General features: G+C 68.1%; 15 protein-coding genes. 10 read left to right on the top strand and 5 right to left on the bottom strand.

The features are described from left to right. Positions 1-45 precede the first annotated feature (45 nt). On the top strand, positions 46-1,995 hold the full coding sequence (locus ABRP18_RS09275) for a hypothetical protein (protein WP_058630618.1): 1,950 nt from the start codon (positions 46-48) through the stop codon (positions 1,993-1,995). Next, positions 1,992-2,915: a tetratricopeptide repeat protein gene (locus ABRP18_RS09270; protein WP_113681929.1), complete on the top strand. Its 924-nt coding sequence runs from the start codon at positions 1,992-1,994 to the stop codon at positions 2,913-2,915. The genes ABRP18_RS09275 and ABRP18_RS09270 overlap by 4 nt, the downstream gene beginning before the upstream one ends. 55 nt (positions 2,916-2,970) lie before the next feature. On the opposite strand, the gene glgB is transcribed toward ABRP18_RS09270, so the two are convergent. From glgB to glgX, 3 genes are all read right to left on the bottom strand, one after another. Further along, complete coding sequence (glgB, locus tag ABRP18_RS09265; protein WP_061018454.1) at positions 2,971-5,175, bottom strand: 1,4-alpha-glucan branching protein GlgB; 2,205 nt, start codon at positions 5,173-5,175, stop codon at positions 2,971-2,973. Further along, the gene (locus tag ABRP18_RS09260) at positions 5,172-7,244 is read right to left on the bottom strand and encodes a maltotransferase domain-containing protein (RefSeq protein WP_349884530.1); all 2,073 of its coding nucleotides are present in this window, start codon (positions 7,242-7,244) and stop codon (positions 5,172-5,174) included. Before ABRP18_RS09260 ends, glgB begins: the two co-directional genes overlap by 4 nt. Before the next feature lie 65 nt (positions 7,245-7,309). Beyond that, positions 7,310-9,382, bottom strand: coding sequence for a glycogen debranching protein GlgX (gene glgX, locus ABRP18_RS09255; RefSeq protein ID WP_127012217.1), 2,073 nt, complete (start codon positions 9,380-9,382; stop codon positions 7,310-7,312). Between the two features lie 100 nt (positions 9,383-9,482). On the opposite strand from glgX, the gene ABRP18_RS09250 reads away from it, so the two are divergent. Genes ABRP18_RS09250 through ABRP18_RS09235 form a run of 4 tightly spaced genes read left to right on the top strand, consistent with a single transcriptional unit; the run spans position 9,483 to position 14,601 of the window. Then, positions 9,483-10,658, top strand: a complete 1,176-nt coding sequence (locus ABRP18_RS09250; RefSeq protein WP_349884529.1) for a cysteine desulfurase family protein — start codon at positions 9,483-9,485, stop codon at positions 10,656-10,658. A 9-nt stretch (positions 10,659-10,667) separates the two neighbouring features. Then, a complete protein-coding gene (gene mnmA, locus ABRP18_RS09245; protein ID WP_349884528.1) occupies positions 10,668-11,765 on the top strand; it encodes a tRNA 2-thiouridine(34) synthase MnmA in 1,098 nt (365 codons plus the stop codon). Between the two features lie 38 nt (positions 11,766-11,803). Then, positions 11,804-14,137, top strand: coding sequence for an NAD-dependent DNA ligase LigA (gene ligA / locus ABRP18_RS09240; RefSeq protein WP_349884527.1), 2,334 nt, complete (start codon positions 11,804-11,806; stop codon positions 14,135-14,137). Beyond that, positions 14,134-14,601 (top strand): hypothetical protein, encoded by a 468-nt coding sequence (locus ABRP18_RS09235; protein ID WP_349884526.1) that lies wholly within the window; start codon positions 14,134-14,136, stop codon positions 14,599-14,601. Before ligA ends, ABRP18_RS09235 begins: the two co-directional genes overlap by 4 nt. Before the next feature lie 23 nt (positions 14,602-14,624). Here ABRP18_RS09235 and ABRP18_RS09230 read toward each other — a convergent pair whose 3' ends face one another. Both ABRP18_RS09230 and ABRP18_RS09225 read right to left on the bottom strand, forming a co-directional pair. Next, positions 14,625-16,466 (bottom strand): DEAD/DEAH box helicase, encoded by a 1,842-nt coding sequence (locus ABRP18_RS09230; RefSeq protein WP_374168937.1) that lies wholly within the window; start codon positions 16,464-16,466, stop codon positions 14,625-14,627. Positions 16,467-16,513: 47 nt separating this feature from the next. Next, complete coding sequence (locus ABRP18_RS09225) at positions 16,514-18,214, bottom strand: long-chain-fatty-acid--CoA ligase (RefSeq protein ID WP_349884525.1); 1,701 nt, start codon at positions 18,212-18,214, stop codon at positions 16,514-16,516. A 67-nt stretch (positions 18,215-18,281) separates the two neighbouring features. Between ABRP18_RS09225 and gatC the strand changes: the two genes are divergently transcribed. The 4 genes from gatC to dinB are packed head-to-tail and all read left to right on the top strand — an operon-like array spanning position 18,282 to position 22,913. Then, positions 18,282-18,581, top strand: coding sequence for an Asp-tRNA(Asn)/Glu-tRNA(Gln) amidotransferase subunit GatC (gene gatC, locus ABRP18_RS09220; protein WP_026049703.1), 300 nt, complete (start codon positions 18,282-18,284; stop codon positions 18,579-18,581). Beyond that, positions 18,578-20,095 carry an Asp-tRNA(Asn)/Glu-tRNA(Gln) amidotransferase subunit GatA gene (gene gatA / locus ABRP18_RS09215; RefSeq protein ID WP_141369791.1) on the top strand — a complete coding sequence of 506 codons (1,518 nt, stop codon included), beginning with the start codon at positions 18,578-18,580 and terminating at the stop codon, positions 20,093-20,095. The genes gatC and gatA overlap by 4 nt, the downstream gene beginning before the upstream one ends. Further along, positions 20,095-21,609: an Asp-tRNA(Asn)/Glu-tRNA(Gln) amidotransferase subunit GatB gene (gatB, locus tag ABRP18_RS09210; RefSeq protein ID WP_349884524.1), complete on the top strand. Its 1,515-nt coding sequence runs from the start codon at positions 20,095-20,097 to the stop codon at positions 21,607-21,609. The genes gatA and gatB overlap by 1 nt, the downstream gene beginning before the upstream one ends. A 47-nt stretch (positions 21,610-21,656) precedes the next feature. Further along, positions 21,657-22,913, top strand: coding sequence for a DNA polymerase IV (gene dinB, locus ABRP18_RS09205; protein ID WP_349884523.1), 1,257 nt, complete (start codon positions 21,657-21,659; stop codon positions 22,911-22,913). Positions 22,914-22,916: the final 3 nt, after the last annotated feature.

Raw genomic sequence — 22,916 nt, 5'->3', positions numbered from 1 at the left:
TGTTGCGTCGCGGACAGAGGTCCGTGATGCGTGAGGAGACTATTCGTGCGTTTCGTATGGGCCGTGGTGGCCTTCGTGCTGGCTGCCGTACTGATCGGTGCAGGGATTGCTCAGCGCACCATCTTCATGGGCCCCTCCACTCAGAAGACCCAGGTCGAGATCAGTGAACCGGCACCGTTCGTTCTCATCGACGGCGATGTTCTTCGAGCGAATCCCGGTGCCCAGACACTGATCGTCCGTGGGCAGGGCGAGATCTTCGGCAGCTACGGTCGCACGGCCGACATGGAGGCCTGGCTCGCGGACTCCGACTACAACCAGGTCACGATGAAGAAGGACGGCGATCTGGCCGTCAAGCACATCGCCGCCTCCGACTCCGAGACCGACACGTCCACCGATGCTCCGAGCGACGGACAGGCCGATCCGTCAGAAGGCGCTCCGACGGGCCGTGACCCGCGCGGCTCCGACCTCTGGCTCGACTCCTTCGTCAAGGAGGATCGCCTCACCGCGGAGAACATGCAGCTTCCCGAAGGCACGAGTCTGCTCGTCGCCTATGACGGGACCGCCGACGCTCCCGATGACATCGTGGTGTCCTGGCCGCTCGACAACTCGACCCCGTGGGCCGGACCGCTCATGGTCGCGGGTGGGGTCATGCTGCTGCTCGGCCTCATCCTCTACGTCCTGGCCATCCGGCATCAGCGTCGGGGCCGTGGTCCGCGTCGCAAGGGACCCGGTCCGCTACCGATCACCGAGCCCATCGACCTCGCCACGCTTCCGCCCGCGGAGCGCGCGGCGATCGAAGACAGCGAGTCCGCCACGGCGACGGCCCCCGCGGAGTCGAGTCCACGGCAGGACGACGATGCGGAGGAGGCCGAGATCGTGGACGAGGGTAAAGACCCCGGCTCCAAGACATCGATGCGAGCCGCGACCGTTCGTCGTCGGCGCCGTCTTCTCGTGATCCCCGCGCTCGGGCTCACAGCCATACTCGCAGCCGGTTGCTCGTCCGACTCCTGGCCGCAGCTGGGCGACGCCTCGCCGACCCCCTCGCCGAGCCCCACGGTGGTCGCACCGGAGAACCAGAAGCCGCCGGCGGTCACCGAAGCTCAGGCCAAGCGCATCCTCAAATCTCTCGCCGGCACCGTGAGTGAGGCCGACGCAGCCCTCGATCTCGATCTGCTCGCGACGCGCTTCGAAGGACCCGCACTCGCGACCAGGACGACGGAGTACGCGTTGCGGACGAAGATCCCGGAGACGGTGCCGCCCGCCGCCATCCCGACCGACGACGTGGAGGTCGTGCTTCCCGAGGCGACCGACCAGTGGCCTCGCACCGTCCTGATGCTGTCGAAGACGGGAGACGACACCGTGCCGCCCGTCGTGCTCACGATGACGCAGGCCGACCCGTGGTCGAACTACAAGGTTTCGCACATGGCGGAGATGTCTGCGGACGCCGCCTTCCCGGAAGTCGCTGCATCCTGGCTCGGCACGTCTCTCGTGCCGTCCGACTCGGCCTTCCTCACTATCCCTCCTGCCGATCTGGCCACGACGTTCGCCGACGTCGTCGATCAGGGGGAACAGAGCGCGTCGTACGGGAAGTTCGACGATCTCGCCCTCACCTACGCGAAGTCGATCACCGACAGCCGTCAGGCCGTGGTCCAGGCGCTCGCGGACAAGGGCGCCGCCGAAACCTCGAAGGCGGCCTTCGATATGGCCGCGACGCAGGATGCCCCCATCTCGATGACGACTCTCGACAGCGGAGCCATCGTCGCCGTCACCCTCACCGATACGGAAACAGTGACGCCGACCGGCGAGGACGTCTCCATCCGCTTCGGTGACAACGCGCAGGCGAAGGCGCTCACCGACGCGACCGAGTCGGCGAAGGGCGTCGAGACGACCTACGAGTTCCAGCTGTTCTTCTCGGTCCCTGCCAAGGGATCGACGGAGCAGATCCGGCTCCTGGCAGCCCACCAGGACCTCCTGTCCGTGAAGGTGATCAAATGAGTGAGATCTCTCCCGCCGCCCTGCGTGGTGCCGTGGACCTGTCGAGCCTCCGCAACCGGCCGGCAACTCCGACCGAGGCGGCCTCCGCACCGCCTGTCGCCGATGTCGTCGTCGATGCGACCGACGAGACGTTCGGACAGATCCTCGAGCTCTCGCGGACCGTCCCCGTGGTCGTCGACCTCTGGGCGGAGTGGTGTGGTCCGTGCAAGCAGCTGAGCCCGATCATCGAGAAGGTGACGCGCGAACTCGGGGGACGAGTGCTGCTCGCCAAGGTCGACGTCGATGCGAATCCCCAGCTCGCCCAGAGCTTCCGCGCGCAGTCGATCCCGATGGTGGTCGCGCTGATCGCCGGGCAGCCCGTGCCCATGTTCACGGGTGCCGTGCCCGAGCAGCAGGTGCGCGATGTGTTCGCCCAGCTGCTCCAGGTGGCGGCCCAGAACGGTGTCACCGGGTCGCTCTCGGTGTCCGAGGAGGGTGCAGAGCCGGCGCCCCCCGCAGAGCCGGAGCTTCCACCGCTGCACGCTGAGGCGTTCGCAGCGATCGAGCTCGGGGACTACGCGGCGGCCATCACGGCCTATGAGAAGGCGCTCGCGGAGAACCCCCGTGACGCGGACGCGATCGCGGGGCTCGGCCAGGTGCGCCTCCTCGACCGCGTGCAGGGCCTCGATCTGCAGGCGGCGCGCGCTGCGGCAGCGGATGGCCCGCTCGATGTCCAGGCGCAGTTCGACGTGGCCGACCTCGATCTCGCCGGGGGACACGTGGAAGACGCCTTCGGCAGGCTGCTCGACCTGTTCGCGCAGCTCCCGGCGGATCAGCGCACTCCGGTGAGGGAGCGTCTTGTCGAGCTCTTCGGACTCATCGGCGCGGAGGATCCGCGAGTGGTGTCGGCGCGCAACCGACTGTCGTCGCTGCTCTTCTAGGGCGACGTTCTCCGGTACCGTTCTCGGCCCTGGCGCGCGTACGCGCCAGGGCGTCTCAGCCGTGGTTGACGGTCGGCACGTGTGGGTCGGACTGGTACCGCAGCCACAGAGTGGACAGCGCAGGCAGCGTCAGGCTCGCGACAGGAGCGCCGCCTTCTAGCGGCTTCGCGTACACCAGGCCGAGGTTCCCCGATCCGCGGCCCCCGTAGTCGGCGGCATCCGTGTTGAGCACCTCCTGCCACACGCCCTCGCGGGGCAGGTTGAGCTGGTAGCCCGTGCGTTCCACGCCGGCGAAGTTGCTGACGACGACCAGGCGCCCCCCGTGGGCGTCACGTCGTTCGAAGGCGATCACCGTGGGATCCCAGCTCGGCGCTCCGAGACGGCTGAACGACGAGCCGTCGTTGTCGCGCTCCCACAGCGGCGCCTGCGCCCGGTAGGAGCGGTTCATTGCCCCGACGAAGTCCTGCAGCTGCGCGTGTGAGGGCTGGTCGAGAAGCCACCAGTCCAGCTCCCGACCCTCCGACCACTCGGCGAGCTGACCGAATTCCTGCCCCATGAAGAGCAGCTTCTTGCCGGGATGACCCCACATGTAGGCGAGATACGCGCGGACGTTCGCGAGCTTGTGCCAGTGATCGCCCGGCATCTTGGCGAGCAGACTGCCCTTGCCGTGCACGACTTCGTCGTGACTGATGGGAAGCAGGTAGTTCTCTCCGAAGGCGTACACGAAGGAGAAGGTCATCTCGCCTTCATGGTGACCGCGGTACATCGGGTCGCGGGCGATGTACTGGAGCGAGTCGTTCATCCACCCCATGTTCCATTTGAAGCCGAACCCCAGACCCGCGTGATCGGTCGGAGCAGTGACCCCGGGGAAGCTGGTCGACTCCTCCGCGATCATCAGGATCCCCGGGTGCAGCCGGTACGAGGTGGCGTTGACCTCCTGCAGGAAGCGGATCGCCTCGAGGTTCTCGCGTCCGCCGTGGATGTTCGGCTCCCATTGGCCGGGTTCGCGCGAGTAGTCGAGATAGAGCATGGAGGCGACCGCGTCAACGCGAAGGCCGTCGACGTGGAACTCCTCGAGCCAGTAGAGCGCGTTGGCGACGAGGAATCCCCGTACCTCCGGCCTGCCGTAGTCGAAGATCAGCGTCCCCCAGTCCTGGTGCTCTCCCCGTCGCGGATCGGGGTGCTCGTAGAGCGGCTGTCCGTCGAAGCGGGCGAGGGCGAAGGCGTCCTTGGGGAAGTGACCCGGCACCCAGTCCATGATGACGCCGATGCCTGCCTGGTGCAGCCGGTCGATGAGGTAGCGGAGGTCGTCGGGGCTGCCGAAACGACTGGTCGGGGCGTAGTACCCGCTCACCTGGTATCCCCAGGATCCGCCGAAGGGGTGCTCCGCGAGCGGCATGAACTCGACATGGGTGAATCCCGCGTCCGTCACGTGCTGGATGAGCGGATCCGCGATCTCGCGATAGCCAAGTCCACCTCGCCACGATCCGACGTGGACCTCGTAGACCGACAGCGGTTGCGCGACGGCATGGGTGGCCGCCCTCCTGGTCATCCAGGCGCCATCGGACCAGGAGTGGGAGGAGGTGGTCACCACGGACGCTGTGTCCGGCGGCACCTCCGCCGCGAGCGCCATCGGATCGGCCTTGAGGATCCACGCGCCGTCGCGGGTGCGGATCTGATACTTGTACCTGGTGCCGATCGGGATCCCGGGGACGAAGAGCTCCCAGACGCCGCTGACTCCCATCGAGCGCATGGCGTGCGACTCGCCGTTCCAGCCGTTGTGGTCACCGACCACGCGCACCGCTGAGGCATTCGGGGCCCAGACGGCGAATGAGACGCCGATCTCTCCGTCGAAGGTGCGCACGTGTGCTCCCAGCACCTCCCAGAGACGTTCGTGACGCCCCTCAGCGATGAGGTGGAGGTCGAGGTCGCCCAGAGTCGGGGGATGGCGGTAGGGGTCGCCGACGACCGTCTCCTCGTGATCGCCGTACCGCGTCGCGATCCGATACGGGAGTGGAGGGCCGTCGTGCTGAGCTTCCCAGATGCCGTGCGCCACATGGGAGAGTTCGAGCCTGCTCCCGTCGGCGAACACGGCAGCGACCGCACCTGCGAGGGGGCGTCTCGCCCGGATGACGGTGACGGTACGATCAGCGGCATCCTTGTGCGCGTGCGCTCCGAGAACCGCGTGCGGATCGTGATGCGTGGCCGCTGAGATCGCCTCCCACTCGGTGGATGCCGCGACGTCTTCGGTGTAGCTCATGATCGCTCCCTCACCTTCAGGATGTGCACCGGCTCGGCGAACGCGTCGAGTCGTACGTAGTTGTGGTCGCTCCAGGTCCAGATCGCTCCGGTGAGGAGATCCTCCACCTCGAAGGCTTCCCCCAGCGGGATTCCCCATTGCGTCGTGTCGAGGTGCACGGTCGTCTCGCGAACCGAGTGCGGATCGACGTTGGCGACCACGATGATGGTGTCCGGGCGTCCGGTACCGGTGAACTCGGCAGCAAGGTGCTTGCTGTAGACGAGGACGGCGTCGTCGTCGCTCCAGTGCACCCGGAAGTTGCGAAGCTGCTGCAGCGCCGGGTGTGCCTCCCGGATAGCGTTGAGTCTGCGCAGGAGGGGAGCGAGCGATTCGCCTCTGGCTTCGGCTCCCGCCCAGTCGCGGAACTTGAACTCGTACTTCTCGTTGTCGATGTTCTCTTCCGAGCCGGGCCTGGCGACGTTCTCGAACAGCTCGTATCCGGCGTACACGCCGTAGACGGGGCCGGCCGTCGCCGCGATGCAGGCCCGGATACGGTAGGCCGCCCTGCCGCCGAACTGCAGGTACTCGGTGAGGATGTCATGCGTGTTCATGAACAGGTTCGGACGCATGTAGTCGGAGGTCTCCTGCGACACCGACGTCAGGAACTCCTCGAGCTCCGCCTTCGTGTTGCGCCACGTGAAGTAGCTGTAGCTCTGCTGGAAGCCCACGGCCGCGAGCGCGCGCATGACCGCCGGGCGTGTGAACGCCTCAGCCAGGAAGATGACGTCGGGGTCGGCCGCATTCACCTCGGCGATGAGCCACTCCCAGAACTGGAGCGGCTTGGTGTGCGGGTTGTCGACGCGGAAGATCTTCACGCCCTGCGCAACCCAGTGCTGCACGACGCGCAGCATCTCGGCGTAGATGCCCGCGGGATCATTGTCGAAGTTGAGCGGGTAGATGTCCTGGTACTTCTTCGGCGGGTTCTCGGCGTAGGCGATCGTCCCGTCGGGGAGGGTCGTGAACCACTCAGGATGCTCCTGCACCCACGGGTGGTCGGGAGAGGCTTGCAGCGCAAGATCGAGAGCGACTTCCAGGCCCTCCTTCCGGGCTGCACGCACGAAGGCGCGGAAATCCTGGGCCGAGCCGAGGTCCGGATGGATGGCGTCGTGTCCGCCCTCCGCTGCGCCGATCGCGTACGGGGAGCCCGGGTCTCCCGGTTCGGCCGCGAGGGTGTTGTTGCGGCCCTTGCGGTTGGTCGTGCCGATCGGATGGATGGGGACCAGGTAGACGACGTCGAACCCCATGGCTGCGACCTCGGGCAGCCGTCGTGTCGCCGTACGGAACGTACCGCTCCTGACCGTACCGTCCTTGAGGCGTCTGGCGCCCTCGGAGCGCGGGAAGAACTCGTACCAGGCGCCGACACCCGCGGCGCGCCGGTCGACGTCCAGCATCTGGGGGAGTGTGACGGAGCGCAGCGACGTGACAGGACGCTCTCGGAAGATCTGTGCGAGCTCTGCATCCGTCGAAAGGGCGATGGTCGTCGCGGCATCTCCGTTGCGGAGCGAGAGGGCATCAGCGGCCAGTCGTCTCCGCTGCGCTGCAGGACGGTCCTTCTCAGCGGCGGCGGTGGTGAGGAGATCGGCGCCGAGCGCCGCCATGACCGGGACGTCGACGCCGGCCGCCACCTTCAGCGCGGCGGCGTGGGCCCAGGTCGCGAAGTCGTCGGAGAAGGCTTCGAACCGGTAGCTCCAGGAGCCCTGCTCGTCGAGCGCGATCTCCGCCACCCACGCGTCGGTGCCGTCATCGCGCGGCGTGAGGCGATGCAGGCTCTCTTCGCCGGAGGGCGATGTGAGGCGGACATGCACGCCGATGATGTCGTGCCCCTCTCGGAACGCGACCACCCGGAACGGGACGACCTCGCCGACGAAGGCCTTCGGAGTGAACCCGCCAGGGACGGTGGGCGCAGGCTCGAGGAGCGGGATACGCGTCGTCCGCAACGAGCCGGGAGCATCTGCTCCGTCCGCGGCGCGCGCCGGGATCTGAGCGGGGCTCCGAAGAGCCGAGGACCGAGTACCAGCACGAGCAGCCACCTCCCGAATGTACCGCGCGGACGTGGTGGCGGGTAGCGCGCAGGATGGTGCGTCGGCCGCCGGACTCATTCCACGCGGAAAAGCCTCATCGACGTGCCGGACACCGGAAGGACATCGCCGGGTGCGAAGACCTCGGCGTCGTCAGAGGGACGTTCCTGCGCGCTCGACCACAGCGAGACGAAGCGCGTCGCTCCATCAATCTCCTCGGGGAGACGGACATCGACGGGGGACTCGGTTCCGTGCACGATGAGCAGGATGCGGTTGTGCGCCTCGGTATCAGGCGTGGAGGCGGCGACGTACTGCAGCGTTCTGTTGCCGGGGTCGGCCCATTGCTCCTGTTCCATCGTCTCGCCGTTCTGGTCGTACCAGTCCATCACCGAGGCATTGGGAATATGCTCGCCGAGTCGCGCATAGCGGCTGGGGCGCAGTGCGGGGTTCTCCTGACGAAGGCGGATCAGGCGCGAGACGTGGGCGCGCAGGTCCTCTTGCCACGGCTCGAACTCCCAGCCGAGCCAGGTGAGCACGGAGTCCTGAGCGTAGGCGTTGTTGTTGCCTCGCTGGGTGCGGCCCACTTCATCGCCGGCAGTGAGCATCGGGATACCTGCAGAGAGCAGAAGGGTCCCCAAGAGGTTCCGCATCGCCTTGCGGCGGGCGGCGAGGATCGCCGGGTCGTCGGTGGGCCCCTCGACGCCGTGGTTGAAGGCGCGGTTCATATCGGCGCCGTCGCGGTTGTGCTCGCCGTTCGCCTCGTTGTGCTTCACGTCGTAGGAGACGAGATCATGCAGGGTGAATCCATCGTGGGCGGTCACGAAGTTCACGCTGGCGAGCGGGCCGCGGTCTTCGCTGAACGTGTTGGAGGATCCGGCGAGGCGGGTCGCGAACCCGCCGATGCCGACCGGGGCGGACGCGCGGCGCGCGTAGTCGATGTCACTCAACCAGAAGTTGCGCACCCTGTCGCGATAGCGGTCGTTCCATTCATGCCAGCCGGCGGGGAAGTTCCCCGTCTGCCAGCCACCGAGGCCCACATCCCACGGTTCGGCGATGAGCTTGGCGTCTGCGAGGACGGGATCATCCGCGATGGCGGCGAGGAGCGGGTGCTCCGGCGAGTAGGCGTGCGTCTCGTCTCGCGCGATGGCGGTTGCGAGGTCGAAGCGGAACCCGTCGATCTGCATCTCCTGCGCCCAGTAGCGCAGCGAGTCCAGCACGAGTCTCGCGCCCGCAGCGGTCGATGTGTTGAGGGTGTTGCCGCAGCCCGTGGTGTCGATGTAGATCCCGGACTCGTCCTGACGGTAGTAGCTCGCGTTGTCGATGCCCCGCAGGCTCGATCTGGGGCCGCCGATACCCTCCTCCGAGGTGTGGTTGTACACGACGTCGAGGATCACTTCGAGCCCCGCCTCGTGCAGCAGCCGCACCATGCCCTTGAACTCGGCCAGTACGGCTTCGGGGCCCGCCTTCCGAGCCTCCTCCGTCGCGTAGGCGGTGTGCGGAGTGAAGAAGTTCAGGGTGTTGTAGCCCCAGTAGTTCGTGAGTCCGCGTTCGAGGAGTCGTGGTTCCGGCACGAAGGCGTGCACAGGCAGCAGCTCGATCGAAGTGATGCCCAGCTCGTGGAAGTACTCGATCATCGCGGGGTGCGCGAGACCGGCGTAGGTGCCGTGCAGCGCGGGTGGGACGTCCGGGTGACGCTTCGTGAGCCCCTTGACGTGACCTTCGTAGATCACGGTGCGGTCCAGGGGCACGCGCGGCTTCTGCGAGTCGCCCCAGTCGAAACCGTCGACGATGACGACCGAGCGCCATTCCTCGTACCCGTCTCCTTGCGCGAGGCCGCGAGCGTAGGGGTCCAGCAGCAGGGTCTCCGGGTTGAAGGTGTTGCCCGGGCCGTGTGGGCCGCTGACGCGGATCGCGTAGCGAACCCCCGGCTGGAGCATCTCCGTCGTGACTTCCCAGATCCCCCCTGGCAGCCGCTCGAGCGCCACTTGATCGGTCGCCCAGTCGAGATCGGTCGCGTCGAAGACGACCAGTTCGACGGATGAGGCGTTCTGCGACCAGACACGCAGTGTGCCGACACCGTCGTGCAGACGGACGCCGAGGTTGTCGAGGACGGGGCCGCCGGGCGCGGTGAGGTCTCGGGACGCGGGCATGAGTACACATTAGGCGTGATGTGTTGCCGTCTCATGACAAGGAGGACCCGGTCCCAGGCGCGAAGGCCCTCTCCCGACGGTTTCGCGAGAGAATCGAAGGATGCGGCACTATCTCGACCACGCGGCGACCACGCCCCTGCGCCCCGAAGCGCGTGAGGCGTGGCTGGCAGCGTCGGAGACGGTGGGCAACGCCTCCTCGACTCATGGCGCCGGCCAGGACGCACGACGGCTTCTCGAGGAGTCCCGTGAGCGCGTGGCGGCGGTGCTGGAGGCCGACCCGATCGAGATCGTGTTCACCTCAGGCGGCACCGAATCGATCAACCTGGCGTTGCAGGGTTTGTGGCGCGCCCGGCCCGCGGGGACGTCGGCGATCGTGATGCCCGACGCCGAGCACCACGCGACCACGGACACCGTCGCAGCGCTCCTCGATGAGGGGGCGGAGGTGCGACAGGTGCCGGTCTCGCCCTCGGCGCGCATCGTCCCGGAGCGCTTCGCCGAGGCTCTTCCCGGAGCTGCCCTCGCCACGGCGCTGGTGGCGAACAACGAGGCCGGGACGATCAACGACGCACGGTCGCTTGCGGCAGGGTCTGCCGGCGCCGGAGTTCCCCTCCACCTCGACGCGGTCGCTGCGCTCGGCCACGTGCCCTTGTCGTTCCGAGGCCTTCGAGGAGAGGCGGACAGCGGGGTCGGGCTCGTCGCGATGAGCCTCGCCGGTCACAAGATCGGCGCACCGGTGGGGGTCGGGGTGCTCGTCACCGCCCGCACCGCCCGGCTCACGGCGTTGCTACGCGGGGGAGCCCAGCAACGAGGCCTGCGCGCGGGCACACAGGATGTCGCCGGAGCCGCCGCCCTCGCCGTGGCTCTCGAACTCGCGGAGCACGAACGACAGGGCGAGGCTGCGCGTCTCAGTGCGCTGCGCGACCGCCTCGTGGCCGGGATCGTTGCCGCGGTGCCGACGGCCGAGCTCCTGGGCGACCCGACCGACCGTCTTCCCGGCAACGCGCACATGCTGTTCCCGGGTGCGGTGGGGGAGAGCCTGCTGTTCCTGCTCGACGTCGCAGGGGTGGCGGCGTCGACCGGATCAGCCTGCCAGGCGGGCGTGGCCGAACCTTCGCATGTCGTGATGGCGATGGGACGCCCGGAGCGGGACGCCCGCAGCGTGCTGCGCTTCTCGCTCGGGCGGACATCGACCGAGAGCGACGTCGATGCCGTGCTCGGTGCGATCGCCGAGGCGTACACGCGCGCATCCGGCGCCGGCACAGCCGCACGCTCGTAGACTGGTCGTATGCGGATCCTTGCGGCGATGAGCGGTGGAGTCGACTCCGCCGTCGCGGCAGCCAGGGCCGTGGAGGCGGGGCACGACGTGGTCGGCGTGCATCTCGCGCTCTCCCGGGCGGGCGGAACACTGCGCACCGGCAGTCGAGGATGCTGCACGATCGAGGATGCCCTCGACGCGCGTCGTGCAGCCGACGTGCTCGGCATCCCGTTCTACGTCTGGGATTTCTCCGAGCGGTTCCGAGACGATGTGATCGAGGACTTCATCTCGGAGTACCAGGCAGGCCGCACCCCGAATCCCTGCATGCGCTGCAACGAGAAGATCAAGTTCGCCGCCCTTCTGGAGCGTGCGATCGAGTTGGGCTTCGACGCGGTGTGCACGGGGCATTACGCCACTCTGGTCGACGGCGAGGACGGCCTCGAGCTGCACCGGGCGTCGGACAACGCCAAGGACCAGTCCTATGTGCTCGGCGTCCTCACGGCCGAACAGCTGGCGCACACCTACTTCCCGCTCGGCACGACGCCCACGAAGGCCATCGTCCGCGCAGAGGCCGAAGCACGCGGCCTGAGCGTCGCGCAGAAGCCGGACAGCCACGACATCTGCTTCATTCCCGATGGGGACACGCGCGGCTGGCTCGCCGAGAAGGTCGGCACGACCACCGGCGAGATCGTCGATCGTGCGGGCGAGGTCGTCGGATCGCACGAGGGCGCGCATGCCTTCACCGTCGGACAGCGACGCGGGCTCAAGCTCGGCGTTCCCGCGGCAGACGGCAAGCCGCGCTTCGTCCTCGAGGTGCGACCGGTGTCGAACACGGTGGTCGTCGGCCCCAAGGAGGCCCTCGCGATCGCCGAGATCGCCGGAGAGCGGTTCAGCTGGGCCGGTGCCGCACCCACGGAGTCCTCGTTCGAGTGCCACGTGCAGATCCGAGCGCACGCCGAGCCCGTCCCTGCGAGGGCCGAGATCTCCGAAGGCGGCGTGCGCGTGACGCCCGAGGTCGCGTTGGACGGCGTCGCGCCGGGACAGACCGCCGTGCTCTACATCGGGACGCGGGTGCTCGGACAGTTCACGATCGACACCACGGTGTCCGCGGTCCCTGTCGGCGCGTAGCCTCCTCCGGTGTCCGCACCCGCTCGTAGACTGACGGGGTGCCGGAGAACATCTCGTTGGAAGACGCCCGAACCGAAGCCGAGGAGCTGACCACGCGCATCCTCGATGCGAAGGAGGCCTACTACGGCCGCGACACCTCGATCGTCGACGATTCCACCTACGACGGCTGGATGCGCCGACTCGAAGAGCTCGAGCGTCTGCATCCCGAGTTGCAGGGGCAGGACTCGCCCACACAGATGGTGGGGGCGGCTGAGGCGACGGGCCTCGCGACCATCGAGCACGCGGAGCGCATGCTCAGCCTCGACAACGTCTTCTCCATCGACGAGCTGCGGGAATGGGCCGCGAAGACGAAGGCCGCCGCCGGACGCGATGTCGCCTGGCTCACCGAGCTGAAGATCGACGGCCTCGCCATCAATCTCCGCTATGAGAACGGCGTGCTCACTTCTGCTGCGACCAGGGGCGACGGACGCGTGGGGGAGATCGTCACGGAGAACGCGCTTCGGCTGCCCGAGATCCCGTATCGACTGAGCGGTGAGGGCCACCCGGCCATCGTGGAGGTGCGCGGGGAGGTCTTCATCCCCGTCGCCGCGTTCGAACGGCTCAACGCGGCCCAGGCGGCGTTCCGCGATCGCGCCTACGCCGATGCGCTCGAGCGCTGGGAGGCGCGGGGCGGAGCGAAGAAGCCCTTCGACGAGGAGAAGGCTCGCACCGCCGCCGCGCGCCGATTCCCCGCGTTCGCCAATCCCCGCAACGCGGCGAGCGGCGGCCTGCGTCAGCAGATCGACAAGAAGAACGGCCTCGAACTCGAAGCCGGCCTGCTGCGCATCGAGTCGCTCGCGCTCTACGTGCACGGCGTCGGCGCATGGTCGAACCCTCCCGTCGCGGCGCAGAGCGAGGTCTACGATCTGCTGGCCGAGTGGGGGCTGCCGACGAGCCCGCACACCAGGGTGTGCCACACGATCGATGAGGTTGTCACGTTCGTGGAGTACTTCGGTGAACACCGCCACGACATCGAGCACGAGCTCGACGGCATCGTGGTGAAGGTCGACGAGCTCGAGCTTCATGACGAGCTCGGCGCGACCAGCCGGGCACCGCGCTGGGCGATCGCGTACAAGTACCCGCCGGAAGAGGTGCAGACGAAGCTCCTCGACATCGTGGTGTCGGTCGGCCGCACCGGCCGCGCGACGCCCTTCGCGGTGATGGCTTCTGCGCAGGTCGCGGGGTCTGTCGTCCGGCAGGCGACTCTGCACAACAAGGACGTCGTGAAGGCGAAGGGCGTGCTGATCGGAGACACGGTCGTGCTGCGCAAAGCCGGCGACGTCATCCCCGAAGTCCTCGGTCCGGTCGTCGAGAAGCGCGACGGCACGGAACGCGAGTTCGTGATGCCCCTGGAGTGCCCGGAGTGCGGCACTCCGCTTCGGGCGATGAAGGAGGGCGACATCGATCTGCGGTGTCCGAACGCGCGTTCGTGTCCGGCGCAGGTGCGCGGACGTGTCGAGCACATCGGCTCCCGCGGTGCCCTCGATGTCGAGGCCCTCGGCGAGGTCACCGCCGCCGCTCTGACACAGCCGACGTCTCCCGCGGTGCCGCCGCTCGAGACCGAGGCCGGCCTCTTCGCCCTCACGCTCGACCAGCTCGTCCCCATCGAGCTGGTGGTCCGCGACGCGGAGACGGGGCTTCCCAAGGAGGACGAGGACGGGATCGTCAAGACGCGCGCCCCGTTCCGACGGAACCCGACTGCGGCCGAGAAGAAGTCCGGCCTCGAGGGTCCGCAGCCCTCGTCCCAGGCGCTCACTCTCCTCGCCGAGCTCGAGAAGGCGAAGAAGAAGGAGCTGTGGCGTCTGCTCGTGTCCTTGAACATCCGCCACGTCGGACCTGTCGCTGCGAGGGCGCTCGCGCAGTGGTTCGGCTCACTCGACGCGATCCGCACGGCTACGCGCGACGAGTTGGCTGCCGTGGAGGGCGTGGGCGGCATCATCGCCGACTCGCTCCTGGCCTGGTTCGAGGTCGACTGGCACAAAGAGATCGTGGAGCAGTGGGCGGATGCGGGGGTGCAGTGGAAGACACCAGGTCACCCCGGTCCCGGCGCTGCCGTCGCCGCAGGGGGAGTGCTCGAAGGGCTGACGGTGGTCGCCACCGGCTCGCTCGACGGCTACACGCGTGAGGGTGCGCAGGAAGCCATCATCAACGCGGGAGGAAAGGCGGCGTCGAGCGTGTCGAAGAAGACGGACTTCGTGGCCGCCGGCCCCGGCGCGGGGTCCAAGCTCGCCAAGGCGGAGGAGCTCGGTCTCCGGATCCTCGATGCGGCGCAGTTCCACATCCTGGTGACGGAGGGACCGGACGCGCTCCCTCCCGCGGGCGAAGGGGCGTGAGACGCTACGGTCGGCTGATCGTCGTCCCCGAGGCGTTGGCTGTCGGTGATCCCGGTCGGAACCACCTGCGGCTGATGCCCGAGGCCGTGATCATCCGCGACGGAGTCGAGAATCGCGGAATAGTGCCGTGGACGGGACTCGAGCACATCGAACTCGACGTTCCGACGACGAACTTCCGCCTCCCCGGTCTCACGGGCACTGTGCTGCTCGGAGCGTTGACCGCCCTGATGCTGAGCGATCCCGGGATCGATCCCGATGACGGTTCCGCGAAGCTCGTCGTCGAAGGAGAGACGCACACCGTCCCGCTGAGCCGTCATCACGTCGGAGGTTACTGGACCCCGACCGTCACGGGAGCGCACCGACTGATCGCTCACCTGATCTCGCACCCGGAGCAACGGGCCCTTCTGGCACATCCAGAGCCGCTGATCGCCGTCGCCGCACGGCTCGCGCGCGGAAGCGACTAGACACCGCCGCGCGCGACCCGCCGTCAGTTCTTGTGGCGCGGCTTGCGGAAGGGCTTCTCGTCCCGGCTTTCGCGCGCAGGGCGCTCGTCACGGTCACGACGATCGAAACGGTCACCGCGACCGCCGGAGGGACGATCCTCGCGAGGGCCGCTACGTCGAGCGCCAGGACCGCGGTCGGGCTTGATCTCGATGAGGCGACCCGAGATGCGGGTGTCGCGGAGCTTGTCGAGCACGGCGGGATCCATGTTCGACGGGAGCTCGACGGTGGAGAAGTCGGGGCGGATGTTGATCGCCCCGAAGTCGTCACGGCCCAGGCCGCCCTCGTTGGCGAGGGCGCCGACGATCTGGCGCGGCTCGACACGGTGACGCCTGCCGACCTCGATGCGATAGGCGGTGTAGTCGCCACGGCTGCGGCGTTCGCCCCGAAGCTCGCGCGCGTCACGAGCGGGGCGCTCCCGCTGCGGCCGATTGTCCGCCTCGACGGCCCTGGTGAGCGCATCGTTGGCGGGATCGAGGAGCAGAGGCTTGTCTCCCTGCGCGACCACGGCCAGCGCCGCGGCGACGTCGCTCTCCGGCACATCATGATGACGGACGTAGTGCGCGATGATGTCGCGGAACGCGTCGATGCGCCCGGTCTCCGAGAGAGCGGTGGTGATGGCATCGTCGAACCGGGTCAACCGGGTGGTGTTCACGTCCTCCGTGCTCGGCAGCTGCATCTGAGTGGGCTGCTGTCGGGTCGCCTTCTCGATGTGCTTGAGCAGGTAGCGCTCGCGCGGGGTGATGAAGCTGATCGCGTCGCCCGTTCGTCCCGCGCGCCCGGTGCGACCGATGCGGTGCACGTAGGACTCGGTGTCCGTGGGGATGTCGAAGTTCACGACGTGGCTGATGCGCTCGACGTCGAGCCCGCGCGCGGCCACGTCGGTCGCGACGAGGATGTCGAGCTTTCCGTCCTTGAGCTGGTTGACGCTGCGCTCGCGCTGCACCTGAGGCACGTCGCCGTTGATGGCTGCGGCTGAGTAGCCGCGGGCGCGGAGCTTCTCGGCGAGCGTCTCGGTCTCGTTCTTGGTGCGGACGAAGACGATCATGCCGTCGAAGTTCTCGACTTCGAGGATGCGGGTCAGCGCGTCGACCTTCTGCGCGTACGAGACCACGAGGTACCGCTGAGTGATGTTCGTGCCCGTCGCGGTCTTCGACTTGATGCTGATCTCTTCCGGCTCACGCAGGTACTTCTGCGCGAGGCGGCGGATCTGCGGCGGCATCGTGGCGGAGAACAGCGCGACCTGCTTCTCCTCGGGTGTCTGCGCGAGGATCTGCTCCACATCCTCGGCGAAGCCCATCTTCAGCATCTCGTCGGCCTCGTCGAGCACGAGGTACTGCAGCTGCGACAGGTCGAGTGTGCCCTTGGCGAGGTGATCCATGATGCGGCCCGGTGTCCCGACGATGACATGCACCCCGCGGCGCAGAGCCGAGAGCTGCACGCCGTAGCCCTGTCCGCCGTAGACGGGGAGGACGTGAACACCCTTCATCTTGGACGCGTACGACTCGAACGCCTCGCACACCTGGAGGGCGAGCTCACGGGTCGGAGCCAGCACGAGCGCCTGCGGCGTCTTCTGCGCGACATCGAGACGCTCGAGCACGGGCAGCGCGAATGCCGCGGTCTTGCCGGTTCCGGTCTGCGCCATGCCGACGACGTCGCGCCCGGCGAGGAGGGTAGGGATAGTGGCCGCCTGGATGGGCGACGGGGTCTCGTAGCCGAGGTCCTTGATGGCTTTGAGGACGGGCCCGGTGATTCCGAGTTCCTCGAATCCGGGGGTCGCGGGGGAGTCCTCGGGGGCGTCGGTCAGCACTGCATCTTCAGGGGTCACTTCCCAAGGGTAGCGCGCCGAACGTCTCGCCGCCTGTGAGGGCGTCCTCAGGAGCCGGTGTTCAGGGCGACCAGCTTCTCCTTGACCTGCCGACGGAGCACCTTGCCGATGAGCGACTTTGGGAGTTCGTCGACCACGAAGATCCTCCTGGGGACCTTGTAGGGCGTCAGGATGCTGCGCGCGAACTCGCGGATGGCCTCCACGTCGACCTCGCTCTCCGGATCGACGACGATCGCGGCCACGACCTCCTCGCCCGAGTGCTCGCTCGGAAGTCCGATGACCGCAGCGTCGACCACCTGCGGGTGCTGGCGCAGCGCATTCTCGACCTCGGTGGGGGCGACGTTGAAGCCGCCGGTGATGATGAGCTCCTTGATGCGGTCGACGATGCGCACGAAGCCGGCCTCGTCGATCGTGACGATGTCGCCCGTGCGGTACCACCCGTCGACGAACACGGCCTCCGTCTCCTCCGGCTTGCCGTAGTACCCGGAGAAGACCTGCGGTCCGCGAACCACGAGTTCTCCCGCCGCTCCTGCAGGCACGTCGTCCGTGGGGTTCTCCGGGTCGACCACCCGGCATTCCGTTCCGGGCAGCGGAAGTCCGACGGTGCCGGGCACGCGGTTGTCGGCGACGGGGTTCGCCATGAGTACGGGCGAGCACTCGCTCAGGCCGTAGCCCTCGACGAGGTAGCCGTTGGTCGCCTCCTCGAAGGGCACCACCAGCTCGTGGGGCAGTGCCATGGCCCCGGAGATCGCGACCTCGATGCCGTCGAGCGACACACCCTTGGCCTTGGCAGCGCTCAGAAGGCGGTCGGCGATCGGTGGCACGAGCGGGAGGAACGTCGCGGGATGCTTCTTCACGACGTCGAGAACCAGATCGGGATCGAACTTCGGGAAGAGCACGAGTCGCGCGCCCATCGACATCGCGAACGTCAGACAGAGCGTGAGGCCGTATGCGTGGAACATCGGCAGCACCGCGTACACGACGCATCCCTTGCCGCGCTGGATCGACGGCACCCAGGCCTGCGACTGCGCAGCATTGGCGAGGAGGTTGCGGTGTGTGAGCGCGGCACCCTTCGGCGTCCCGGTGGTGCCTGAGGTGTACTGGATGATCGCCAGGTCGTCTGCTGCGGGCGTCGGGTGCGACGACGGAATCGGGTCTGCGGCGATCAACGAGTCCCAGAGCACCGTGCCGCGGACCTTCTCGGTGAGCGCTGCGCGGGACTCCCTGGCCTTGGCGACGGGCAGACGCAGGGCGAAGCGGGTGAGGAAGGGCATCGCGCGGGTCACGTCGACGGAGACGAGGTTCGTCACCGCCAGGTCGGCGGGGAACTCCTGCACCGTGGAGACGACCTTGTTCCACACGATCGCATGCTTCGCGCCGTGGTCCTCGAACTGCTTGCGGAGCTCGCGCGGCGTGTACAGCGGGTTGTGCTCGACCACGACCGCGCCGAGTCGGAGCACGGCGTAGAACGCCACGATGTGCTGCGGACAGTTGGGGAGCACGATGGCCACAGGGTCGCCGGCGCGGACGCCGAGGTCTCGCAGGCCCGTCGCCGCCCGGTCGATGGCGGCCTGCAGCTCGGCGTACGTCGTCTCGCGGCCGAAGAACTGCAGGGCGGGAGCATCCGGATAGTCGCGTGCCGAGGCGGCGACGATGTCGACGAGCGATCCGTCGACGGGAGGCAGGTCTTCCGGGACGCCTGCGGCGTAGCTGGCGGTCCACGGGCGCGGGGGCTGGAACGTGCTCACCCGCCCAGCATATGTCGACGGCCGTGCAGGGAAGAGGAGTGACGGGTGCTCCAACTAGACTGGAGGAGTGTCTGAAATCACCCCTGAACTCGTGCGCCACCTCGGTGTGCTCGCACGCATCCAGCTGAACGACGACGAGGTGTCGCGGCTCACGGGCCAGCTCGACGCGATCGTCGACAACATCGCCAAGGTGTCGGAGGTCGCGACCGCCGACGTGGCAGCGACGAGTCACCCCATCCCGTTGAGCAACGTCTTCCGCCCCGACGTGGTCGGGCAGACGCTCACGCACGAGCAGGTGCTTCAGAACGCCCCGGATGCCGCCGACGGCCGATTCCGTGTGACCGCGATCCTGGGAGAAGAGCAGTGACCGACATCATCCGTCTGGACGCGGCGGATCTCGCCGCGAAGCTCGCTTCCGGCGAGGTCTCCAGTGTCGAGGCCACCCGCGCTCATCTCGACCGCATCGCCGCGGTGGACGGCGACGTCCACGCGTTCCTGCACGTCAACGAAGGGGCGATCGAGGCGGCTGCAGCCATCGATGCCCGTCGTGCGGCGGGTGAAGAGCTGGGCCCGCTCGCGGGAGTCCCTCTCGCGATCAAGGACGTCCTCGTCACGACGGACCAGCCCACCACGAGTGGCTCGCGCATCCTGGAGGGCTACCGTTCGCCGTATGACGCGACGGTGGTCGCACGCTCGCGCGCCGCGGGACTGATCCCGCTCGGCAAGACCAACATGGACGAGTTCGCGATGGGGTCGTCCACCGAGCACTCGGCATACGGCCCCACGCACAACCCCTGGGACCTCGATCGCATCCCGGGCGGTTCCGGTGGTGGCTCGGCTGCGGCCGTCGCCGCGTTCGAAGCGCCGCTCGCGCTCGGTTCCGACACGGGCGGCTCGATCCGTCAGCCCGCGCACGTGACCGGCACGGTCGGCGTCAAGCCCACCTACGGCGGTGTGAGCCGCTACGGCGCGATCGCCCTCGCCTCGAGCCTCGACCAGGTCGGCCCGGTCTCCCGCACCGTGCTCGACTCCGGACTGCTGCACGACGCGATCGGCGGCCACGATCCCAAGGACTCGACCTCCCTGCGCGATGCGTGGCCCTCGTTCGCCGAGGCTGCCCGTGAGGGCGCGCGCGGTGACGTGCTCAAGGGGCTCAAGGTCGGCGTGATCCGCGAGCTTCCCGATAGCGGCTTCCAGCCCGGCGTCGCCGCGTCCTTCCGCAGCGCTCTCGCGCTGATGGAGGCCCAGGGCGCGGAGATCGTCGAGATCGGCGCGCCGCACTTCGAGTACGGCGTCGCCGCCTACTACCTGATCCTCCCGGCGGAGGCGTCGAGCAACCTCGCGAAGTTCGACTCGGTCCGTTTCGGCCTGCGGGTGACCCCCGACGGCAACCCGACGGTCGAGGACGTCATGTCCGCGACGCGCGATGCCGGATTCGGCGACGAGGTCAAGCGCCGGATCATCCTCGGCACGTACGCGCTCTCGGCGGGTTACTACGATGCCTACTACGGCAGCGCCCAGAAGGTTCGCACGCTCATCCAGCAGGACTTCGCGAACGCGTTCGCCGAGGTCGACGTGATCGCGACGCCCTCCGCGCCGACCACGGCGTTCAAGCTCGGCGAGAAGATCGACGACCCGCTGCAGATGTACCTCAACGACATCACCACCATCCCGGTGAACCTGGCCGGTGTCCCGGGGATCTCCATCCCCAGTGGTCTGTCGGACGAAGACGGTCTCCCCGTGGGCATCCAGTTCATCGCGCCGGCGCGCGAGGACGCTCGTCTCTACAAGGTCGGCGCAGCGCTCGAGACGCTCCTCGTCGATTCGTGGGGTGCGCCGTTGCTCACCCGTGCACCGCAGCTCGCAGGAGGGAAGCGCTGATGGCCGCCGCCAAGCTCATGGACTTCGACAAGGCGCTCGAGCTGTTCGAGCCGGTCCTCGGATTCGAGGTGCACGTCGAGCTGAACACCAACACCAAGATGTTCTCTGATGCGCCGAACCCGGCGAACGAGGCCTTCCATGCCGCCGAGCCGAACACGCTCATCGCGCCGGTCGACCTCGGGCTCCCGGGCTCGCTTCCGGTCGTGAACGAGACGGCAATCCGCTCTTCGATCAGTCTCGGTCTGGCTCTCGGCTGCTCGATCGCCGAATCGAGCCGGTTCGCGCGGAAGAACTACTTCTACCCCGACCTGGGCAAGAACTACCAGATCTCGCAGTACGACGAGCCGATCGCGTACGAGGGTTCGGTGGAGGTCGAGCTCGAGGACGGGACGCTCATCACGATCCCCATCGAGCGCGCGCACATGGAAGAGGACGCCGGGAAGCTGACCCACATGGGCGGTGCGACCGGGCGCATCCAGGGCGCCGAGTACTCGCTCGTCGACTACAACCGCGCCGGCGTGCCCCTGGTCGAGATCGTGACGAAGACGATCTTCGGCACCGACCACCGTGCGCCGGAGGTCGCGAAGGCCTATGTGCAGGCCATCCGCGACATCGTGCGGGGACTCGGCATCTCCGAAGCTCGTCTGGAGCGCGGCAACCTGCGCTGCGACGCCAACGTCTCGCTCCGTCCGCGTGGACAGGAGAAGCTCGGCACCCGCACCGAGACGAAGAACGTCAACTCGATGCGCTCCGTCGAGCGTGCCGTGCGATACGAGATCCAGCGTCAGGCGCAGATCCTCGCGGACGGCGGCATCATCACGCAGGAGACCCGGCACTGGCACGAGGACACCGGCACGACCTCGCCGGGACGGCCCAAGTCGGATGCCGACGATTACCGCTACTTCCCAGAACCGGATCTGCTGCCCGTGGAGCCGGCAGCCGAGCTGGTCGAGGAACTGCGCGAGGCGCTTCCGGAGCAGCCGGTGGCTCGCCGCCGCCGCCTCATGACCGAATGGGGATTCACCGACCTGGAGTTCCAGGACGTCCGCAACGGCGGTCTGCTCGAGGTCGTCGAGGCGACCATCGCCGCCGGGGCGACCCCCGCGACCGCGCGCAAGTGGTGGACCGGTGAGATCACCCGTATCGCGAACTCCCAGGAGAAGGACGCGACCGAGCTGATCAGCCCGGAGAGCGTGGCTGCTCTGCAGCAGCTCGTCGATGCGGGAACCCTGACCGACAAGCTCGCGCGTCAGGTGCTCGAGGGCGTCATCGCCGGGGAGGGCTCGCCGCAGGAAGTGGTCGACTCGCGTGGGCTCGCGGTCGTCTCCGACGACGGAGCGCTGATCGCCGCCATCGATGAGGCCCTCGCAGCGCAGCCCGATGTGATGGCCAAGATCAAGGACGGTAAGGTGCAGGCCGCCGGCGCCGTGATCGGGGCCGTCATGAAGGCGATGAAGGGCCAGGCGGACGCCGCCCGTGTCCGTGAGCTCATTCTCGAGCGCGCTGCGCAGTAGCGCGCCGTCCCGGGCCTCGTGTCGGAGGCCCGGGGGAGAATGGTCGTATGGGACACGGTGACGGGCGGGGGCGGATCGTATCCGCCCCCGACGCCGACGACTCCGGCACGCGGATTCTCCATGTCGACATGGACGCGTTCTACGCCGCCGTGGAGGTGCTCGACGATCCTTCCCTCCGCGGACTGCCTCTGATCATCGGAGCTCCCGATGGGCGTTCCGTGGTGTCGAGCGCATCGTACGAGGCGAGACGCTACGGCGTCCGGGCGGCGATGCCGGTGTCGCAGGCCCTTCGACTGTGCCCGACCGCGCGCATCGTCCCGCCGCACTTCCACCGCTACCAGGAGGTCTCCCGGCAGGTCATGGCGATCTTCGAGTCGTTCACCCCGCTGGTCGAGCCGCTGTCCGTCGATGAGGCGTTCCTCGATGTGCAGGGTGTGCGTCGACTCTGGGGGAGCCCTGCACGCATCGCCGAGCTCATCCGACAACGAGTCCTCGACGAGGTGGGAATCACCTGCAGCGTGGGAGTGGCGGCGACCAAGCACGTCGCGAAGATGGCCTCGACGATCGCCAAGCCCGACGGGATGCTCGTGGTCGCAGCGAGGGACACCCTCGACTTCCTGGCGCCGAGATCGGTCCGGGCCATGTGGGGCGTCGGTCCGAAAGCCGCGGAGGCTCTGGAGGCGCGTGGTATCCGCACGGTGCAGGACGTCCGCGATGCGCGCCCCGGTATGGTCGAACGCGCCGTGGGCACGGCCCTCAGCATGCGTCTCGGAGAACTCGCGAGGGGGGAAGACCCGCGAGCGGTGCACACGGAGCGGGTGGAGAAGAGCATCGGCCACGAGGAGACGTTCGACCACGACATCCTCGACCGTCCGTTCCTGCGAGCCGAACTGCTGCGGCTGGCCGACCGGGTCGCGGCTCGGCTCCGGCGCGCGGAGTGGGAGACCTCGACCGTCGCCGTCAAGATCCGCTTCGACGACTTCCGCACGGTGAACCGCTCCCAGACCTTGAGCGAACCCACCGCGGTGGGGCAACGCATCGGCGAGGCCGCGCAGTCGCTGTTCGAGCTGATCGATCGGCGAGACCCCGTCCGGCTCGTCGGTGTTCGCGCCGAGAACCTGCGTGCTGCCGGCGGCGGGGGCCTGGCTCTCTGGGACGAAGACGAGGACTGGCGCAAAGTCGAGGGGGCCGTCGACGAGGCCGTCGCTCGGTTCGGCACGGCGACGATCAGTCGCGCGCGGCACATAGGTCGCGGAGACGGTCGGGGAGCCGCTCAGCATCCGAAGGCCCATGGCGTGAATTGATCC

This window comes from Microbacterium sp. WHRI 7836 (assembly GCF_040223885.2).
Taxonomy (GTDB): Bacteria; Actinomycetota; Actinomycetes; order Actinomycetales; family Microbacteriaceae; genus Microbacterium; species Microbacterium oxydans.
This window is presented reverse-complemented; position numbering and strand designations above follow the sequence as displayed.